19 protein-coding genes are annotated in these 20178 nt (G+C 64.7%); 10 read left to right on the top strand and 9 right to left on the bottom strand.

Translation table 11 applies throughout. The annotated features are described in order from the left end of the window. Positions 1-4: 4 nt before the first annotated feature. The 9 genes from eda to ACEQXE_RS03920 form a co-directional block, all read right to left on the bottom strand. The gene (eda, locus tag ACEQXE_RS03960; protein ID WP_370177645.1) at positions 5-619 is read right to left on the bottom strand and encodes a bifunctional 4-hydroxy-2-oxoglutarate aldolase/2-dehydro-3-deoxy-phosphogluconate aldolase; all 615 of its coding nucleotides are present in this window, start codon (positions 617-619) and stop codon (positions 5-7) included. Continuing rightward, on the bottom strand, positions 616-1599 hold the full coding sequence (gene glk, locus ACEQXE_RS03955) for a glucokinase (protein WP_370177644.1): 984 nt from the start codon (positions 1597-1599) through the stop codon (positions 616-618). Before glk ends, eda begins: the two co-directional genes overlap by 4 nt. Next, positions 1596-3431, bottom strand: coding sequence for a phosphogluconate dehydratase (gene edd / locus ACEQXE_RS03950; protein WP_370177643.1), 1836 nt, complete (start codon positions 3429-3431; stop codon positions 1596-1598). Before edd ends, glk begins: the two co-directional genes overlap by 4 nt. After that, positions 3428-4132, bottom strand: a complete 705-nt coding sequence (pgl, locus tag ACEQXE_RS03945; RefSeq protein WP_370177642.1) for a 6-phosphogluconolactonase — start codon at positions 4130-4132, stop codon at positions 3428-3430. Before pgl ends, edd begins: the two co-directional genes overlap by 4 nt. Beyond that, on the bottom strand, positions 4125-5570 hold the full coding sequence (gene zwf, locus ACEQXE_RS03940) for a glucose-6-phosphate dehydrogenase (protein WP_370177641.1): 1446 nt from the start codon (positions 5568-5570) through the stop codon (positions 4125-4127). The genes pgl and zwf overlap by 8 nt, the downstream gene beginning before the upstream one ends. Continuing rightward, positions 5571-6467, bottom strand: coding sequence for an ROK family protein (locus tag ACEQXE_RS03935; protein ID WP_370177640.1), 897 nt, complete (start codon positions 6465-6467; stop codon positions 5571-5573). 173 nt (positions 6468-6640) lie between these two features. Beyond that, entirely contained in the window at positions 6641-7363 is a 723-nt protein-coding gene (locus ACEQXE_RS03930; RefSeq protein WP_370177639.1) for a TorF family putative porin, read from the bottom strand. A 99-nt stretch (positions 7364-7462) separates the two neighbouring features. After that, entirely contained in the window at positions 7463-8803 is a 1341-nt protein-coding gene (locus ACEQXE_RS03925; RefSeq protein WP_370177638.1) for an ammonium transporter, read from the bottom strand. Between the two features lie 11 nt (positions 8804-8814). Further along, positions 8815-9153, bottom strand: a complete 339-nt coding sequence (locus tag ACEQXE_RS03920) for a P-II family nitrogen regulator (RefSeq protein WP_370177637.1) — start codon at positions 9151-9153, stop codon at positions 8815-8817. Between the two features lie 290 nt (positions 9154-9443). On the opposite strand from ACEQXE_RS03920, the gene ACEQXE_RS03915 reads away from it, so the two are divergent. The 10 genes from ACEQXE_RS03915 to leuB all read left to right on the top strand — a co-directional run bounded on the left by ACEQXE_RS03915 (position 9444) and on the right by leuB (position 20160). Next, positions 9444-9632, top strand: coding sequence for a transcriptional regulator (locus tag ACEQXE_RS03915; protein WP_370184139.1), 189 nt, complete (start codon positions 9444-9446; stop codon positions 9630-9632). Between the two features lie 2 nt (positions 9633-9634). Further along, entirely contained in the window at positions 9635-10441 is an 807-nt protein-coding gene (gene proB, locus ACEQXE_RS03910) for a glutamate 5-kinase (RefSeq protein ID WP_370184136.1), read from the top strand. Positions 10442-10805: 364 nt separating this feature from the next. Continuing rightward, on the top strand, positions 10806-12482 hold the full coding sequence (locus ACEQXE_RS03905; protein WP_370177634.1) for a dihydroxy-acid dehydratase: 1677 nt from the start codon (positions 10806-10808) through the stop codon (positions 12480-12482). Between the two features lie 12 nt (positions 12483-12494). Then, positions 12495-13526, top strand: coding sequence for a ketol-acid reductoisomerase (ilvC, locus tag ACEQXE_RS03900; protein ID WP_370177633.1), 1032 nt, complete (start codon positions 12495-12497; stop codon positions 13524-13526). Between the two features lie 28 nt (positions 13527-13554). Then, on the top strand, positions 13555-15264 hold the full coding sequence (gene ilvG / locus ACEQXE_RS03895) for an acetolactate synthase 2 catalytic subunit (protein ID WP_370177632.1): 1710 nt from the start codon (positions 13555-13557) through the stop codon (positions 15262-15264). Next, a complete protein-coding gene (locus tag ACEQXE_RS03890; protein WP_370177631.1) occupies positions 15254-15532 on the top strand; it encodes an ACT domain-containing protein in 279 nt (92 codons plus the stop codon). Before ilvG ends, ACEQXE_RS03890 begins: the two co-directional genes overlap by 11 nt. Beyond that, positions 15516-17096 carry a 2-isopropylmalate synthase gene (locus ACEQXE_RS03885; RefSeq protein ID WP_370177630.1) on the top strand — a complete coding sequence of 527 codons (1581 nt, stop codon included), beginning with the start codon at positions 15516-15518 and terminating at the stop codon, positions 17094-17096. The genes ACEQXE_RS03890 and ACEQXE_RS03885 overlap by 17 nt, the downstream gene beginning before the upstream one ends. 10 nt (positions 17097-17106) lie before the next feature. After that, complete coding sequence (gene leuC, locus ACEQXE_RS03880; RefSeq protein WP_370177629.1) at positions 17107-18543, top strand: 3-isopropylmalate dehydratase large subunit; 1437 nt, start codon at positions 17107-17109, stop codon at positions 18541-18543. Further along, positions 18533-19111: a 3-isopropylmalate dehydratase small subunit gene (gene leuD / locus ACEQXE_RS03875; RefSeq protein WP_370177628.1), complete on the top strand. Its 579-nt coding sequence runs from the start codon at positions 18533-18535 to the stop codon at positions 19109-19111. Before leuC ends, leuD begins: the two co-directional genes overlap by 11 nt. Next, complete coding sequence (gene leuB / locus ACEQXE_RS03870) at positions 19108-20160, top strand: 3-isopropylmalate dehydrogenase (RefSeq protein WP_370177627.1); 1053 nt, start codon at positions 19108-19110, stop codon at positions 20158-20160. The genes leuD and leuB overlap by 4 nt, the downstream gene beginning before the upstream one ends. The last annotated feature ends 18 nt before the right edge of the window (positions 20161-20178 follow it).

The raw sequence follows: 20178 nt of genomic DNA, 5'->3' as shown, positions 1-20178 counted from the left end.
ATACTCAGGCTGCCAGCGCCGCCGCGTCCCTGGCGCGCTCGCGGATCGCGTCGAAATCGCGCTCCCCACTGCGAACCAGCCAGCTGCCGCCGACACACAGGACCTGCGGGATCGCGAGCCAGTCTGCCGCGGTGTCCTGCTTTATCCCGCCGGTGGGGCAGAACTTCACATCGCCGAATGGCCCCGTGAGTGCCTTCAGCGCGGCGATCCCGCCATTGGCCTCTGCCGGGAAGAACTTGAAATGCGCCAGCCCCATGTCGAGCCCACGCATGATGTCGCCCGCATTGGCGATGCCCGGGAGGAAGGGAATGTCGGCCCGGATGGCTGCGCGGCCCAATTCGTCTGTCAGGCCGGGGGACACTATAAATTCGCTGCCCGCGTCGATCGCCGCGCGCAGCTGTGCCTGGTTGGTCACCGTACCGGCGCCAATGATCGCGCCTTCGACCGATTTCATGGCCCGGATCGCATCGAGCGCGGCCGGTGTTCGCAGGGTAACCTCCAGAACGCGGAGCCCGCCATCCACCAGCGCCTGCGCCAGGGGCACGGCGTCTGCCACATCCTCAACCACCAGCACCGGGATGACCGGCGCGGCGCGCATCACCTGTTCGATAGGGTTCATGCGTTATGTTCCTGCGCAAAGGCTGCCGCGGCCCCGAAGAGCCCCGGTTGCGGATGGATAAGGAGTTTGACGGGAATCGACTCCATCAGTTTCTGGAACCGCCCCTTGGCAACGAACCGCTCGGCAAAGCCGCTGGTGGTCGATAGCTGGTCGCGGATACGGTAGCCGAGCCCCCCGGCAATCACCACGGCGTTGGCCCCCTGCGCCAGCGCGAAATCGCCCGCAGCCGCACCGAGTGCGAGGCTGAACCGGTCGAATGCCGCGGCGGCGAGACTGTCGCTCCCTTCGAGGGCGCGGGTCCACAATTCACGGTCCTCGACGCTTTCCACCGCCCTGTGCTCGAGCGCGGCGAGCGCTTCGTAGATCGCGACGAGGCCGGGACCAGAGACAACCCGCTCTACCGAGACGCGGGTGAACTGCTTGCGCAGCCGCTGGAGTATAGCGTCCTCGGTGCTGTCGAGCGGCGAATACTCCATGTGTCCGCCCTCGGTTTCCACCACATGATAGCTGCCATCTGCGCGCAGCACATAGGCGACGCCGAGGCCGGTGCCGGGGCCGATGATGCTGATCACGCCCTTGTCGGGTAGCGGTTGTTGCGGGCCGCACAAATGTTCGAGCATCTCTTCGCCGCATTGCTGGACCGCGTGGCCGACCGCGCCGAAATCATTGACCAGCGTGTAGCGATCGACCCCCAGCTTCGCTTCGACCTGCGATGGCCGGATGATCCAGGGGTTATTGGTCATCTTGAGCACTTCGCCGCGGATCGGGGTCGCCAGCGCCAGCGATGCGGCCTTTGGCATTGCGCGAATCAGCTGCACGCCCGCCGCCTCCCACGCGGTCTGCAGGCTCGCATATTCGGCGCATTTGAGTGTCACCGGCTCGCCCAGCGATTTCACCTGCCGCCCTTCGATCTCGGCAATGGCGAAGCGGGCATGCGTGCCGCCGATATCGGCAACCGCGATCTCTTGGGGCGTGCTCAAAGTCCTGCCTCCGCAAGCATTGCGCTGCCGCCCTTTTCCGCCGGGTCGCTATGGTGACGCAGCATGGCGAAGAGTTCGCGCCCCGTACCCCATTCCTGCGGCGGCGGCGGTGCCTGTTCGCGCGCAGCCCATTCCGCCGCATCGACCAGCGCTTCCAGCGTGCCGGTGGTGGCGCACACGCGGACTATGTCGCCGTCGTGCAACTTGCCCAGCGGTCCGCCGTGGAAAGCCTCGGGCGAGACGTGGATCGCGGATGGCACCTTGCCACTAGCGCCGGACATGCGCCCATCGGTGACGAGCGCGACCTTGTAACCGCGATCCTGGATGACGCCCAGCGGGGAGGTCAACTTGTGCAATTCGGGCATGCCGTTGGCGGCGGGACCCTGGAAGCGCAGGACGACCACCACATCGCGGTCTAGCTCGCCCGCCTTGAAGGCTTCGGCGACGCTGTGCTGGTCGGTGAACACGCGCGCAGGCGCCTCGATCGTATGGCGTTCGGGATCGACCGCGCTCACCTTCATCGTTGCGCGCCCCAGATTGCCTTGCAGCAGCGCCAGCCCGCCATCCTTGCGGAAGGGATCGGATGCGGGCTTGAGTAGCGTGTCGTCGCGGCTCTCCTTTGCGGCCGGGTGCCAGACGAGTTCCTCGCCATCCATCACCGGCTCCTGCGCGCCTTCGGCGAGCGAGGCACCATAGACCGTGCGGATATCCCCGTGCGCGAGACCTGCATCGAGCAATTCGCGGATCACGTAAGGCATGCCGCCAGCGGCGTGGAAGTAGTTTATGTCGCCCGCGCCGTTGGGATAGACGCTGGCGATCAGCGGGACGATGTCGCTGAGTTCGTCCATGTCATCCCAGTCGAGGATGATGCCCGCCGCGCGGGCGATGGCGGGGAGGTGGATCACGTGGTTGGTCGATCCGCCCGTCGCGAGCAGGCCGACCACCGCATTCACGATGGCCTTTTCATCGATGCAATGGCCGAGCGGGCGATAGTCCGAGTTCGGTTGGCCGTCTTTGGCCCAGCCGATCTCGGTCATCCGGTGGACCGCGGCGCGGGTGAGTTCCTGCCGCAGCTTGTTGCCAGGATTGACGAAGCTGGAGCCGGGCATGTGCAGCCCCATCATCTCCATCATCATCTGGTTCGAGTTGGCGGTGCCGTAGAAAGTGCAGGTGCCCGCGCCGTGGTAGGATGCGCTTTCGGCGTCCATCAGTTCCTTTTCGCCCACCTTGCCCTCGGCATAGAGCTGGCGGACGCGGATCTTCTCCTTGTTCGCAAGGCCCGAAGGCATCGGGCCGGCGGGGACGAGGATCGTCGGCAGGTGGCCGAAGCGCAGCGTGCCGATCAGCAGGCCCGGCCCGATCGTGTCGCAATTTCCCAGCAGCAGCGCACCTTCGAACATTCCGTGTGACAGGCCGACCGCGGTACTCATCGCGATCACGTCGCGGCTGAACAGCGACAGCTCCATGCTGTCCTGCCCCTGCGTCACGCCATCGCACATAGCGGGCACTCCGCCCGCAACCTGCGCAGTCGCGCCGCGTTCGCGTGCGAAGATCTTTATCTGCTCGGGATAGCGGCCATAGGGCTGATGCGCGCTGAGCATGTCATTATAGGCGGTGACGATGCCGATGTTCATCGCCTTGCCGCTGCGAATCATGGCCTTGTCATCACCGCTCGCCGCGAAGCCGTGCGCGAGGTTGCCGCAGGAAAGGGTGGGGCGGTGAACCCCCTCGTCGCGCTGCCGGTCGATCAGGTCGAGGTAGCGCTGGCGGCTATCCTTCGAGCGCGCGACGATCCGGTCGGTGACCGTGGCGAGCGTGGGGTGCAGGCTCATGCGGGGCTCCAGTAAAATTCGGCGGGTGCCGATCCGATCACTACGCCCACCGGGAAGCGGCTCCTGTTCCCGTCGGACAGGGCTTCGAGCAGCACGTCGCGTTTGTCAGCGCCGCGTAGCGAAAGCATCCGGTGGCGGGCTGAGCGGATGGCCGCGGGGCTGAGAGTGATGCGAGGCACGGGCGCTTCGGGCGGCAGCGGATCGGGCGTAACCTTGAGCGCGCGTTCGTCGGTGGTCAGCGCTTCACGGTAATCCGGTCCGGGGAAAATCGACGCCGTATGCCCGTCTCCGCCGACACCGAGCCATACGAGGTCGAGCGGCCAGGGCAGGTCGGCAAGACGCCGGTTGGCATTTTCGGCCCTTGTCTCGTCCCCGTCGACCATCGGCACGAGCTTCGCCCCGGTGGCTCCGAAATAGCGAGAAAGCATCCCGAAGTTCGACAGTGGGTCGTCGCGATCGACCATGCGGTCGTCACCCGGCAGGATCGTCACCTTCGTCCAGGCGAGCGGACGCTTCGCGAGCAGTTCGAACGCCGGTGCCGGTGTCGAACCACCTGGGAAGGCAAGCACGGCGGTGCCTCGTTCCGCAATCGCGCCCTCGACGATTTCCGCGACCCGATCTGCGCATGCGGCAGCCATCGCCTCCCCATTATCGAAGGCGAGCCATCCCTCGGGGCGCCACTGACCGGAAGGATCATTCATGCCAGGTCACCCCGTCACGCTCGGTCAGGGCGACTGCCGCGCTCGGCCCCCAGCTGCCCGATCCGTAGGACTTGGGCTGCATGTCATTATCTCTCCAGACCTTGCGGATTGCGTCGATCCAGGTCCACTGCGCCTCTACCTCGTCGCGGCGCACGAACAGCGTCGGGTCACCGTCGATCAGGTCGAGCAGCAGTCGCTCGTAAGCGATCCGTCGCCGCGCCTTGGAGAATGCCTGCGTGAGCGAGAGGTCGAGCGGCACTTCGCGCAGGGAAACCCCGTCACGGTCCATCCCCGGCTCCTTCGCCATCACCATCAGTCGCACGTATTCTTCGGGCTGCAATCGGATGACGAGCCGGTTGGCGTGCAGCTTTCCGCCGCGCTGGGCGAAGATGTTGTGCGGCACCGGCTTGAACTGGATCACGATCTCGCTGCGACGCTCGGCCATGCGCTTGCCCGTGCGCAGGTAGAAGGGCACGCCCTGCCAGCGCCAGTTGTCGACATGCGCCTTCAGCGCGACGAATGTCTCGGCATCGGACGGTTCGCCCAGATCGTCGGCATAGGCCTGCACGGCCTCGCCCTTCACCGCGCCGCTACCATACTGGCCGCGCACCATCTCGTCCGCCCCGACCGGCCTCAGGCAGCGCAGTACCTTTACCTTCTCGTCGCGAACGCTGGTCGAATCGAAATCCGCTGGAGGCTCCATTGCGGTCAGCGCGAGCAGTTGGAGCATGTGGTTCTGCACCATGTCGCGCAACGCGCCGGTCTCGTCGTAGAAGCCGTGGCGGCCTTCGAGACCTACGGTTTCGCTGACGGTGATCTGCACATGGTCGATCCCGTTCGCGTTCCACAGCGGCTCGAACATTGCATTGGCGAAGCGCAAGGCCATCAGGTTCTGGACGGTTTCCTTGCCCAGATAGTGGTCGATGCGGAAAATCCGGCCCTCGTTGAAGGCGCTGGCAACCGCATCGTTGATGACGCGCGAACTGGCGAGATCATTGCCGAGCGGTTTTTCAAGGCCGATCCGAACGTTCTCGCCTGCCAGCCCCGCCGACTGCAGCCCGCGAATCGTGGGTTCGAACAGGAAGGGCGCGGTCGACAGGAAGATCGAGAGCCCACCCGAAATATCGCCCAGCTGCGCGGCGAGATCGTCGAAGCCCTCGATGGTGGACGCGTCGAGGGGCTGGTAATGCAGGCGCTGCAGGAAAGACGCGATCTTGCCATCATCTTTCCGGTCTTCGGGCAGGTATTCGCACAGCGCCTCGTTCGCGATGCCGCGATAATCCTCGTCGGTCAGTTCGCTGCGTGCGGTGCCGAAAATGCGCAGATCCTCCGCAATCAGCCCGTCCTCGTGCAGGGCATAGAGCGAGGGCAGGAGCATGCGCTTGGCCAGATCGCCGGTCGCCCCGAACAGCAGGAGGGTGGAAGAGGATGCCGCCATTTAGTCCGTTTCTCCTTCGAACGCACGTTCTGCGAGTATCAGCGCGCCGCAAATGCCCGAGTCCTGCCCCAATCCCGGAGCGACGACTTCTTGTCTCGAACGACCGGGAAGATATTCGGCTCCGATCGCGAAGGTTCGCTCTCGCACCCTCTCGATCAAGCCGGGAGTCTGCATCACGCCGCCGCCGAGAACGATCGTATCGACTGCCACGGTCGCGAAGGTCGTATGGCAAAGCTGCGCGAGATAGCCAGCGACATATGTATGCGCGGGATGATCGGCGGGCAGTTCCGACAGGGTCTTGCCCCAGCGCGCCTTGATCGCAGGGCCGCTGGCGAGGCCTTCCACGCAATCGCCGTGAAACGGGCAAATGCCCGGGAAATCGAAATCCTCGCCGTCGCGCCGCACGAACATGTGGCCAAGTTCGGGATGGCCCGCGCCGTGCACCGGTCTGCCATCGAGCACCAGCCCGCCGCCGATCCCGGTGCCCACTGTGATATAGGCAAGCGAGCCGTCGCCTGCCCCGGCACCAAAGGCATTTTCGGCCAATGCTGCGCCGTTCACATCGGTATCGAAGCCGACTGGGCAGGCGAGCGCGCGGCCAAGCGGGCCCACCACGTCTGTCTGCGCCCAGCCGGGCTTGGGCGTATCGGTGATATGGCCCCACCTGGGTGAGGCGCGATCGAGTTCGACCGGCCCGAAGCTGGCAATGCCGAGCGCCACGAGTGGGCCATGCTGGGAGAACCACTTCGCCGTGGTGGCCATTGTCACGTCAGGGGTCGTGGTGGGGATCGTTTCGCGCGCGACGATCTCTTGCGGCGAATGGCCGACTGCGAGGACGAACTTTGTCCCGCCAGCTTCTATCCCGCCCAGCAGCGGTCGTGCATTCCGGCTCGCCATTCGGACAACCTCCCTCGCGTGGTGCGCTATGCCACGACCGGGCGTGGCGGTGACAAGCGGCATTCGTATTCATGTTGAGGCAGATCGTCCAACCGGCACGGCGGAACGTGAAACGGCCCGCCGCGAAGTTCGCAGCGGGCCGTCCGTGATGATGGGCCTGAAAGCCCGTGCGACTAGAAGCTGGCCGAGAGTGTAAACACCGCCGCGCCGTCTTGCCCTGCTACACTGGGCAGGTCCGTATCGACATAGGCGATGCCGAAGGTCAGGATGTCGTACGAAACGCTCGCCCCCAGCGACCAGTCCATATAGCCGCCCGATCCATAATCGAGGCTGCCTTCGGAATAGCCGAGCTGGGCCGAAAGGCTGATCGGCGTGTCGGGAATCCCGGCGCCCAATCCACCGTAGACGTAGATATTGTCGCTCGCCAACGCCGTGCCCTGTTCGGGGGCATAGGCTGCACCGACGGTCGCTTCGACCGGGCCTAGCGCCGCCGTGACGGAGGCATAGGGCTCCACATAATCGCTATCGCCGACGGTATCGTCGCCATTGGGATAGATGTAGTAGAGCACACCCGCGTCGATCGAGATGTTCGGCGCGACATCGCCGGACCACCCGGCATAGATGTCTACCTCGGAGTTGCCGTAAAGCGCGCTGTCTTCGAGCGAGGACGCCCAGGTTCCGATGTAAAAGCCGCTTTCGTGACTGAGATCGAAGCCGCCCTGGATTGCGATGTCCTCGTCCGAGAACGACACCCCGCGAAAGCGATAATCGGTCGTCATGGCCACATTGGCGCTGACTTCGATCGGGCCGGCATCTTCTTCTTCCTGCGCGAGCACCGGGCTCGACACAAACATGGTGGCCAGCATGGCCAGTGGGGCAATCTTCGAAAAACGCATTGTAGTTCTCCTAAAAACTCGCCCTCTCCCCCTCGTTAGAGACCCGGGGCCGCGTCCTGATCTTGTTGGCAGGATCGTGGCTCCGGGCCGTTGTTCGCATCAATAGTTGTAGGCGCGCTCCCCATGTTCGCTGAGGTCGAGGCCGTCGCGCTCCTTCTCTTCGGAGACACGCCCGCCGGTGATCAGCTTCGCAACAAGAAAGGCGATCGAGGCACCAACGGCTGCCCATGCGATCGCCACGCCGACGCCCATCGCCTGAATGATGAACTGAGCGCCTGCGTCGTACTCCGCATCGCCCGGTCCGCCGAGGCCCGGCATCATGGTGAAGGCAGTGCCGAGCGAGCCGACGATGCCGCCGATCCCGTGGATGCCGAACACGTCCGCGGTGTCGTCCAGCCCCAGCCGCGGTTTAAGCATGGTGACGAACCAGAAACACACCAGTGCGGCGATTGCACCGATCAGGATTGCGCCGAAGGGCCCGCTATTGCCCGCCGCAGGAGTGACCGCGACGAGGCCGGCAATGGCGCCCGAGCAGCCGCCCAGCAGCGAACCCTTGCGGCCGCTGATGGTCTCGCCCAGCATCCAGAACAGCACGCCCGCTGCCGTGGCAACGAAGGTGTTGAGCACTGCGAGCGAGGCAACGCCGTCCGCTTCCAGTTCGGAGCCGCCGTTGAAGCCGAACCAGCCAACCCACAGCAGGCCGGTGCCGATCAGCGTCATCGTCAGCGAGTGCGGCGGCATAGGTTCTTTCGGATAGCCGACCCGCTTGCCCAGGATCAGGCAGCCCATCAGCGCAGAGACGCCCGCGTTGATGTGGACCACCGTGCCGCCAGCGAAGTCGAGCGCCCCCCATTCAAAGATCAGCCCGCCGGTTGCCCAAACCATGTGCGCAATCGGGAAGTAGACGATCGTCAACCAGATGGCGGCAAACACCATCATGGTAGAGAACTTGGCCCGTTCCATCGTGCCGCCCACGACCAGCGCCGCGGTGATCGCGGCGAAGGTCAGCTGGAAGGCGATGAAGATATATTCGGGAATCTCGACACCGTCGCTGAAGGTCGCCGCGCCGGAATCGGCCGTGACACCTTTCAGGAAGACCTTGCCGAAATCGGCGATGAAGGCGTTGCCGGTATCGCCGAACGCCATCGAATACCCGTACATGACCCAGATGATCATCGCGAGGCAGGCGACGCCGAGTACCTGCGTGAGCACCGAAGCCATGTTCTTGGTCCGCGCAAGCCCGCCGTAGAACAGTGCGAGGCCGGGCACGATCATCGCCATAACCAGCACGGTGGCGACGATCATCCACGCGGTATCGCCCTTGGCGATCGTGGCGGCGGCTTCGGCCGCCTCGGGCGCCGCAGCGGGCGCGGCAAAGGCGGGTGCTGCGGCAAGCATGCCGAGCCCCGCTGCGGTCAATGATTTCAAGCTAAGCTTCATGTTTCGCCCCCTCAAAGCGCGGTGTCGTCGGTTTCGCCGGTGCGGATGCGCAGCGCCGAGGAAACATCGATGGTGAAGATCTTGCCGTCGCCGATGGCGTCGGTCTTGGCAGCCGCGGCAATCGCCTCGACAGCTTTTGCTGCGACTGCGTCGTCGACCACGGTTTCGATCCGAACCTTGGGCACGAAGCTCGTGTCGTATTCGGCGCCGCGATAGACCTCCGTATGGCCTTTTTGGCGGCCGAAACCCTTGGCTTCGGACACGGTCAAGCCGGTCACGCCGACGCCGGTGAGTGCTTCCACCACCTCGTCGAGCTTGAACGGTTTTATGATGGCAATGATAAGTTTCATGCTTCCCCCTGGCAGCGAAATTACAGCGACAAGAACCATGCCGTTCAATTCTTGCTTGAACGGTCACGGATTTGTCATTTATGATGCATCGCACAAATTTCGGGGAATCGTCAATCTGGCAGGATTAGACTGGAATTAAGAACTTAAAGCTTTGATTTAGAGGGGGTTCGAAGATGAGAAACGCCGCAAATGCCACCGTGAAAAATTCACCCCGGCGCTGTGGGAGCGATTCTGTTGCCGCATCTGCGAACGCGAATGCCGAGAGCGTGCCCGATCCACTGCTGGCGTCCATGCAACCGACAGAACTGCGCGCCGCGATGGATTTACTGGGCCATTCCACCCAGGGGTCGCTAGCTCGTGAAATCGGGGTCGACCGCTCGACGGTCAGCCTTTGGCTGGAAGGGCGAGTCGGTGTCCCGCGCCCCATTGCGAAACTCGTGCGCATATTGCTGATGCACGACGTGCACGCCGCGCCCTGACAATGCGCAAACTCACGCCTGCCGGATATCTTGCGAAGGCGAGAATGATCGTAATCAAGGTCGGCTCGTCGCTGATGATCGAGCCGGAAGCGCGGGCCGTGCGGTCGGGATGGCTGGCCGGTCTTGCGCAGGATATTCATGCGCTGCGGGGGAATGGCGCGCAGGTCATCGTCGTCAGTTCGGGTGCGGTCGCGCTCGGCTGGCAACGGCTGGGGATCGCGCGCTCGACGCAGCTGGACCACCGGCAGGCGTCCGCGGCGGTCGGCCAGGGCCTGTTGATGAATGCGTGGGCGGCTGCCTTCGCGGAACAAGACATCACGGTCGGCCAGCTCCTGCTCACTTACGATGATAGCGAATCGCCTGAGCGCTCGGCAAATGCGCGCGCCACACTGGCGGTATTGCTAAGGGCGGGCGTAGTGCCCGTGGTCAACGAGAACGACAGCGTCGCAACCGAGGAGCTCAAGCTGGGCGACAACGACAGGCTGTCGGCCCGGGTAGCCGAACTGGCGGGGGCCGACCTTTTGCTCCTCCTTTCCGATGTCGACGGACTATACGACGGCGACCCAGCAGCGGCGGGGGCGCGGCATATCGATCATGTCAGCGAGGTCACGCCCGAAATCGAGGCATTGGCGCATAACGCTGCGTCGGATGGAGTGGGAACGGGCGGAATGGCGACCAAGCTGGCGGCGGCTCGCCATGCAACCGGGCTCGGTTGCCCAACGATTATCGCCAATGGTCGGAAAGACTATCCGATTGGCCGCTTGCTCGACGGAGAGCGGGCGACTCTGTTTGCACCTGCACAGGACTGAAATTGCAGAACAAATCAGTTCTCCGAGCGCTTGCAAGACCGATAAATTCTGTTTTCGGTCAATTTCAGCAATATTTTTGCTTGATCTTAATTCCCTGTGATATAAACGTCTCGCCATCGCAGCAATCGTGCTGCGCATGCGAGGAATGACGAATGCGGGCCAAGGCCGCCATCCGGACTGCCGACGAGACTGTGCTGAAAGCGCAGGGTCTTGTGCTGCTCCTTGCTGTCGTACTTGTACTTCTTATTCAGCGGGGGGGAGTGCCCATCGGCTAGCACCTAGCCAGACGGACCTCTCGAAGCCCCGCTCTCCACCAAGGACAGCGGGGTTTTTTATTGGGTCCGTCGATCGGGACGCGACACGAATGAACACGTCACCTTCCAAACGATCCGACGCGATCACCAAGGGCCCGGCCAAGGCCCCGGCGCGCGCGATGCTGCGCGGTGCGGGCTTTACCGACGCGCAGATGGCGCAGCCCATGGTCGCGGTGGTCAATACATGGTCCACCGTCACGCCATGCAACATGCATCTTGGCGATCTGGCCGAGCCGATCCGCGAAGGCTTGCGCGGTGGCGGCGCGACGCCGGTCGACTTCAACACCATCGTCGTATCCGACGGGATCACCATGGGCGGCGAAGGCATGCGCGCCTCGCTGATCAGCCGCGAGATCATCGCCGACTCGATCGAACTGGCGGTGCGCGGGCACTCGCTCGACGCGGCAATCATCCTGGTTGGCTGTGACAAGACCATCCCCGCCGCCGCGATGGCGCTGGCGCGGCTCGATATTCCCGGCCTCGTCTTCTACGGGGGGACCATCATGCCGGGCCGTCTGGGCGAGCGCGACCTGTCGATCCAGGACGTGTTCGAAGCGGTGGGCGCGCACGCCAAAGGCGACATGAGCGATGCCGAACTGGACCGGGTGGAACGCGCTGCGTGCCCCGGCGCGGGCGCGTGCGGCGGTCAGTTCACCGCCAACACGATGGCGATGGCACTGGCGATGATGGGCATCAGCCCGATGGGGTCGGGCGATCCGCCTGCTACCCATGCCGCTAAAGCTGTGGAGGCCGCGCGCTGCGGACGGCTGGCGGCCAAGCTGGCGCATGAGGGTACATCGGCGCGCAGCTTCATCACGCCCACTTCGGTCCGCAATGCGGCAACCGCGGTGGTCGCCAGCGGTGGTTCAACCAATGCTGTGCTCCACCTGCCTGCCATTGCGGCGGAGGCGGGCTTCGCCTTCCCGATCGAAACCTTCGACGAATTGTCGCGATCCGTTCCGGTCATTACGGACCTGAAGCCGGGCGGGCGCTTCCTTGCGCGCGACCTCTATCAGGCAGGCGGTGTCCCGCTGTTCGGCCAGCGGCTGGCCGATGCCGGAATGCTGGAAGACACGCCCACAGTGACCGGCAGGACGCTGTTCGCCGAGCTGGCGCAGGCCGAAGAAACGCCGGGGCAGCAGGTCGTCAAATCGCCTGCCGATCCGGTGAAGGCTACCGGCGGGCTGAGCATCCTGTACGGCGATCTCGCCCCCGAAGGCGCAGTGCTCAAGACCGCAGGCTACGGTTCGTCCTCTTTCGAAGGTCCCGCACGCGTCTTCGAAGGGGAGGAGGCGTGCTTTGCCGCGGTTTCGGAAAACCGGATCAAGGCGGGCGACGTGGTCATCATCCGTTACGAAGGACCGGCGGGTGGCCCGGGAATGCGCGAGATGCTGGCGGTGACTGCCGCGCTGGCGGGGCAGGGGCTCGCCGGCGAAGTCGCTCTGATTACCGACGGGCGCTTTTCCGGCGCGAGCCACGGCTTCGTGATCGGCCATTGTTCGCCCGAGGCGGCCAGAGGCGGCCCCATCGCGCTGATCGAAGAAGGCGACATTATCCGCATCGACGCGGAAACCCGCCGGATCGACGCCGATATCGACTGGGCCGCGCGCCGCGCCGTGCATGTGCCACGCCACGCAAATTCAATGGGGGGTGTGTTCGACAAGTTCGCCCGTCTCGTTTCGTCGGCCGCCTACGGCACCACCACCATTCCACCTGTTACCGAGTGAAGGACTGATACCATGCCCAAGACGATCAAGGTCTACACCGATGAAGATGCCAAGCCCGATCTGGTGCGGGGCAAGCCGGTCGCCATCATCGGCTATGGCAGCCAGGGCCGTGCCCACGCGATGAACCTGAAGGATAGCGGGTGCGAAGTGATCGTCGGCCTGCGCGATGGCTCGCCCACCGCCGCCAAGGCGCGCACCGACGGGTTGACCGTGATGCCGGTGGCCGAAGCTGCCAAGGCGGCGTCGCTGATCGCGCTGCTGACGCCTGACATGAGCCACGAGGCGATCTTCGCTTCCGAAATTGCGCCCAACCTGGAGCAGGGCGATGCCGTGCTCGTCGCCCATGGGTTCACCGTGTTGTACGAGCGGATCCAGCCTGCAGCCGGGATCGACGTCATTCTCGTGGCGCCCAAGGGGCCGGGCGATCTCGTCCGACGCGAATACGAGCGCGGCGCGGGCGTGCCGTGCCTGTTCGCGGTGCGGCAGGATGCGACCGGCGAAGCGCGCGAGCGGGCCCTGGCCTATGCCAGCCTCATCGGCGGGACCACCGCCGGTGCCATCGAAACGAGCTTCCGCGAGGAAACCGAGACCGACCTGTTCGGCGAACAGGCAGTGCTGTGCGGCGGTGCGACCGAGCTGGTCGCCGCCGGCTTCGAGACGCTGGTCGACGCGGGCTACCAGCCCGAGATCGCCTATTACGAATGCCTGCACGAACTGAAGCTGATCGTAGACCTACTCTACGAAGGCGGGTTCGAGAAGATGCACGAATTCGTTTCCGAAACCGCGATCTATGGCGATCTGGTTTCCGGCCCGCGGGTCATCAACGACGAGACGCGTGCGCGGATGAAGGATGTGTTGAACGACATCCAGGACGGGACTTTTGCGCGCAACTGGATCGCGGAGAACGAGGCCGGGAAGGCCAAGTACGACGCAATGCAGGCAGCCGATCTGTCTCACCCCATCGAAGCCACCGGCAAGGAACTGCGCGGCCTGATGGCGTGGTTGCAGACCGCCGAGAAGAAGAAGGAGCAGAAGGCCGCGTAAGCTGCACGCCTTCACCCGAGTGAGAGCCATGAACGCCATGACCCAGCCATTGCCAAGCCAGGAGAGCCAGCCCGCCACCCGCACGGGTGCGCAGCTGGTAGTCGACACGCTGGCCGCGCTCTGCGTCGAATGTGTGTTCGGCTACCCCGGCGGCGCGATCATGCCTGTGTACGACGCGCTGCCGCAGGGGAGCACGCGGCATATCCTGGTGCGGCACGAGCAGGCGGCTGCCTTCGCGGCCGATGCCTATGGCCGGATCACGGGCCGCGCGGGAGTGTGCCTGGCAACCTCGGGCCCCGGCGCGACCAACCTGATCACCGGGATCGCCAATGCCTATCTGGATTCTGTCCCGATGGTGGCGATCACCGGGCAGGTGCCGCAGCCGCTGATGGGCACCGACGCGTTCCAAGAAACGGATATTTTCGGCATGACCATGCCGATCGTGAAGCATTCGATGATCGTGCGCCGCCCAGAGGATATTCCCGCCGCGCTCGCCGAAGCTTTCGCGATTGCCGAGGGTGGGCGACCCGGCCCGGTGCTAGTCGACCTGCCCAAGGACGTGCAGCAAGTTTCGTGCGAGCCTGCGCCGATGCGGCCCATCTCCGCCGAAATGCTGCCCTCGCCCTCGCACGACGCCATTGCCGAGGCTGAAAAGCTGATTGCGGCTGCCAAGCGCCCGCTGTTCTACCTCGGCGGCGGGATCGCCCGCGCCAATGCCAGCGCAATGGTGCGCGGGATCGTGGAAGAGAGTGGCATTCCGGCCGTCGCGACGCTGCAAGGGCTTGGCGTGTTGCCGCCTGAGCATCCGGCGATGCTGGGAATGATCGGTATGCACGGTCACCGGCCTGCCAACATGGCGGTGCAGGAATGTGACCTGCTGATCGTGCTGGGCGCGCGGTTCGATGACCGCGCGACAGGCAAGCTGGCCGAATTCGCGCCGCATGCTTCGGTCGTTCATATCGACATCGACGCTGCCGAACTGGGCAAGTTGCGCTTCGCCCACGCGGCGGTGTGCGGCAATATCAAGGCGAGCCTCGCGACGATCGATTTCTCTGCCGGCGAGATCGAGCCATGGACCGCCGAGACCGCTGCGATCCGGGCCGAGCATGCGCCGCGATACGATGCGCCGGGCAACGGCATCTATGCGCCGGCTATGCTGAAAGCGCTGTCGGAGCGGGTGGGCGAGGAGTTCGTCGCCGCCTGCGATGTAGGCCAGCACCAGATGTGGGTGGCGCAGCATTGCCGCTTCGCGCGCCCGCAGGCGCACCTGACCAGCGGGGGACTGGGCGCGATGGGCTATGGCCTGCCCGCAGCCATTGGCGCCAAGCTGGCCGAGCCCGACAGCCACGTGTTCGCGGTCTGCGGCGATGGCGGGTTTCAGATGAATATCCAGGAACTGGCGACGCTGCGCCGCTACCAGATCCCGGTCAAAATCCTGCTGCTCGACAATGCGATGCTGGGCCTGGTGCGCCAGTGGCAGGAGCTGTTCTTCGACGGCAATTATTCGGAAGTCGACCTGTCGGACAATCCGGACTTCGTCGAAGTCGCGAACGCCTTTGGGATCGAAGCCTTCTCGATCGAGCGCCGCGAAGAGGTGGACGGAGCCATCGACCGCCTGATCGAGGCACGCGGACCGATCCTCGCACATGTCCGCATCGACCCCGAAGAGAACGTGTGGCCGCTGGTGCCACCGGGCAAGAACAACGCCGAAATGATGGAGAAACGCCATGACTCTTGAGCATATCCGCATCGAATTCGCATGCGCGGAAGGCGCACTTCGCCGGACGCTCGGCGTGATCGAAGCGCGCGGTTTTTCCGTCCGCTCGATGCAGATGGGCAGCGATGGCGATGCCGCAGTGACGACACTGGCACTCGCCCCGCTCGATCCATTCCGCAAGGTCGAGACGCTGCTGCGTCAGCTGGAGCGGCTGCACGAGGTCGAGAGCACACTGCACCTGACCAATGCTCCACCGATTGCGGAGGTACCTCATGCTGCACGAGCCTGACGTGTCGGAGGGCGACGTATCCACGCGCCCGATCGCGATTTTCGATACCAGCCTGCGCGATGGCGAGCAGGCCCCCGGCTTCTCGATGAACACCGCACAGAAGCTGAAGCTGGCGCATGCGCTGAGCAAGCTGAAGGTCGATGTGATGGAAGTCGGCTTCGCTGCCGCATCGCCCGGCGACGCCGAAGCGATCCACGCCATCGCCAGCGAGATCGGCTACCTGCCCCATGCGCCGCTGCTGTGTTCGCTCTCGCGTTGTACCGAGGGCGATATCTCCGCTGCCGAGCGCGCGCTGGGGCCTGCACGCCACAGTCGCCTTCACCTGTTCTTCGGCACGAGCGATCTCCAGCTCGCCGCGAAGCACAAGATGGAAAAGCCCGAAGCGCTCGCCACGATCGAACGCGCGGTGAAAACGGCCAGGGGCCGCTTCACCGAGATCGAGTTCTCTGCCGAGGATGCGCTGCGCACCGAACCGGCCTTCCTGAAAGAAGCGCTCGAATGCGCGGCGGGAGCGGGGGCGGATGTGCTCAACGTGCCCGACACGGTGGGCTATACCTCGCCAGAGGAAATCTACGCGCTGTTCGCGGACCTGACCGCCAATGTTGCGCGGCCCGACCACGTGATCTTCTCGACCCACAACCACAATGACCTCGGCATGGCGGTCGCCAACAGCCTTGCGGCAGTACGCGGCGGGGCCGGACAGGTCGAATGCACGATCAACGGTATTGGCGAGCGTGCGGGCAATTGTGCGCTGGAAGAAGTGGTGATGGCGCTGAAGACGCGGCCCGATCATTACCAGGCGACCAGCGGCGTCGAAACGCGCGAAATCTTCGCGGTCAGCCGCTTGCTCGGCGAAGTCACTGGCAATGCGCCGCCGCGCAACAAGGCAATCGTTGGTCGCAATGCTTTTGCGCACGAGGCGGGCATTCACCAGCACGGCGTGCTGGCCGACCGCCGCACTTATGAGATCATGAGCCCCGAAGACATCGGCCTGCCGTCCAATGCGCTGGTGCTGGGCAAGCACTCTGGCAAGCACGCATTGCGGGCAAGGCTGGAAGCGTTGGGCCACGGCGATGTGGGCGGCAACCGGTTCGAGAAGCTCTATGGCGATTTCAAGCGGCTGGCCGATACCAGGCGCGAAGTGACCGACAATGACCTGTGCGACCTGCTGGCCGAAGACGGGCGCGGGCACGCCTGGGAATTGGTCCGCGTCGAAATGCGCACCGGCACCAAAGCCAACGACCGGCCCACCGCCAAGGTTACGCTCGACCACGCGACGCGCGGGCGCTTGACCACGATCGGCCACGGCACCGGCCCGTTCGAGGCGCTGACCGATGCGTTCTGTGTTGCGGCAGAAGTGAAACAGGGCATGCTGGAAAGCGTGGATGCGCACCAGCTCAGCCGGGAAATGGAAATCGAGGTTGGCCTTTCGGTGGATGGAGTCACGATCACCGGTCGCAGCCAGCACACCGATGTGGTGATCGCTGCTGCCGAGGCGCTGCTGGCGGCGTTCAACAATTATGCGCGCATGGCGGACGCTTCGCGCCTCGCCAGTGCGGCATAGGGAGCGCGCCGTGTCCCAGCCACGATCCCTGCCGAAATCCCTGTTCGACAAGCTGTGGGATGCACATGTCGTCGTCCCCGAAAGCGAAGACGCGCCTGCGATCCTCTTCATTGATCTGCACCTGGTGCACGAGGTCACCTCGCCGCAGGCCTTTGCGGTGCTGGAGGGACGCGGTCTCAAGGTCCGCCGTCCCGACCTGACGCAGGCGACGCTCGACCATTCGACGCCTACATTGCCGCCGGGCGTGGATGGTCGTCTGCCCTATGCGACCGAAGCTGCAGAGAAGCAGGTTCACCAGCTCGAAGCGAATTGCGTCAGGCACGGCATCGACCTGCTCGGCCTCGACGATCCCCGGCGCGGGATCGTGCACGTGATAGGCCCGGAGATGGGTCTGACCCAGCCGGGCAAGACCGTCGTGTGCGGCGACAGCCACACCTCCCCGCACGGTGCGTTCGGCGCGCTGGCCTTCGGGATCGGAACGACCGAAGTCGGCCATGTTCTTGCCACCCAATGCGTGCTCCAGCGCAAGCCGAAATCGATGCGGATCACTTTCGAAGGCGCGCTCGCGCCCGGCGTCGGCGCGAAGGACATGGCGCTGGCAATGATCGCGCAGATCGGTGCCGACGGTGGGCAGGGCTACGCGGTCGAATTCACTGGCGAAGCGGTCGAGGCGCTGTCGATGGAAGGTCGCATGACCTTGTGCAACATGGCGATCGAAGCCGGCGCGCGCGTGGGCATGATCGCGCCTGACGAGACGACTTTCGCTTACCTCGAAGGTCGCGAGCGCGCTCCGCAGGGCGAGGATTGGGACGAGGCCCTCGCCCGCTGGCGTATGCTTCCGTCTGACCCGGATGCCACTTTCGATAAAGAAGTTACCGTCGATGCCGCTGCCATCCGTCCGATGATTACCTACGGCGTATCGCCCGATGCCGCAGCGCCGGTCACCGGCAATGCGCCTACCCCGGCGAACGACTCCGAGCGCGAAGCAGCGGAATACATGCGCTTCGCCGCCGACCGGCCCTTTGCCGAGGCGAAGGTGGATCGCGTCTTCATCGGCAGTTGCACCAATTCGCGACTGTCCGACTTGCGCGAAGCCGCCGAAGTCATGCGGGGGCGGCGTGTGGCAGAACGAGTGACCGCGCTGATCGTGCCAGGCTCCGAAGCAATCCGCCAGCAGGCCGAGGCGGAGGGGCTCGACGCCGTATTCACCGAGGCCGGGGCGCAATGGCGCCTGCCGGGATGCTCCATGTGCATCGCGATGAACGGCGATCAGGGCGCACCGGGCGAACTCGTAGTGTCCACATCCAACCGCAATTTCGTGGGGCGGCAGGGCAAGGGCGTGCGTACCGTGCTCGCCGGGCCCGCCACCGCCGCCGCCTGCGCCATCGCGGGCCATATCGCTGATCCTTCGGACTATTTGGACACGGAGGCGCGCGATGCAGCCTGATCCGTTTACCCGTCTGGAGGCGCGCACGTTGGTGGTGCGCCAGAGCAATATCGACACCGACCAGATCATTCCCGCGCGCTTCCTCACCACCACCACGCGCGAGGGGCTGGGCAAGAGCGCCTTCTACGACTGGCGCTACACCGCCGACGACCAGCCCAAGAATGCCTCGCCTTTCCCGGTTGCCGGAGCCGGCGACCGGCAGGTGCTGGTCGCGGGGCCGAATTTCGGCTGCGGCTCCTCGCGCGAACATGCACCTTGGGCGCTGCTCGACTACGGCTTTCGCGCGGTGGTCAGTTCGGATATTGCCGACATCTTCAAAAGCAATTCGCTCAAGAACGGCCTGCTTCCGGTGGAGGTCGATGCCGAAACCCATGCTGCATTGCTTGAGCAACCCGGCATGGCCATCGCCATCGACCTGGAGGAATGCACGCTGACGACCGAAAGCGGGATCGAAGCGGCGTTCAGCATCGAACCCTTCGCACGCCGCTGCCTGCTCGACGGAGTCGACCCGCTAGGGCACATTCTCGCACATAACGACCAGATCCTCGCTTACGAGGACGCTGCGTGACGCATAGGATCGTACTCCTCCCCGGCGACGGGATCGGCCCCGAAGTCACCGATGCCGCTCGCGCCGTGCTCGAAGCCGTCGCACATGCATATGGCCTGTCGCTCGCTTTCGAGAGCCATGATATCGGCGGCTGCGCGATAGACACGGATGGCGATCCGTTTCCCGCAGCGACGGCGCAGGCGTGCGCTGATGCGGATGCCGTGTTCCTCGGCGCGGTCGGCGGGCCCAAGTGGGACGGTGGAGGCCCGCGACCCGAAGCCGGATTGCTGGCCCTTCGCAAGACCCTCGGCGCCTTCGCCAACCTACGCCCGATCACACTGTTTCCGGGCCTCGAACATCTTTCTCCGCTGAAGGAAGATCGCGTTGCGGGCACTGATATGCTGATCGTGCGCGAGTTGACCGGCGGCATCTATTTTGGCGACAAGGTAGAGGGGGACGAAACCGCCTCCGACCTGTGCTCCTACTCGCGCCGAGAAGTAGAACGGATTTCCCGCATCGCGTTCGAGGCCGCGCGCCGGCGTTCCGGCCGCGTCACATCGGTCGACAAGGCCAATGTACTCGCGACGAGCCGCTTGTGGCGCAACACGGTGGTCGCCCTGCGCGATGCCGAGTACCCTGATGTCGAGCTCGACCACGTGCTGGTCGATGCGATGGCGATGAAGCTGATCGAGCGTCCGTCCGCCTTCGACGTCATCCTGACCGAGAACATGTTCGGCGACATCCTGAGCGACGAAGCCTCGGTGATCGCGGGTTCGATCGGGCTCGCGCCTTCGGCCTCGCTGTCGGAAAGCCACGGTGGTCTGTACGAGCCGATCCACGGCTCCGCGCCCGATATTGCCGGGCAGGGCAAGGCCAACCCGGTGGGTGCGATCCTGAGCGCGGCGATGCTGCTACGTCATGCCCTCAAGGCTAACGATGCTGCCACAGCGATTGAGCAGGCCGTCGCGGACTGCCTGAGTGAAGGGATCAGCACCGCGGATGCTGGTGGTACGGCGAGCACGGATGAAGTGAAAAGCGCCGTGTGCGACAATATCGCGAAGACGCACTGAGCATCCCCCTTGCAGACG

It is taken from the genome of Alteriqipengyuania sp. (assembly GCF_964222115.1).
GTDB lineage: Bacteria > Pseudomonadota > Alphaproteobacteria > Sphingomonadales > Sphingomonadaceae > Alteriqipengyuania.
This window is presented reverse-complemented; position numbering and strand designations above follow the sequence as displayed.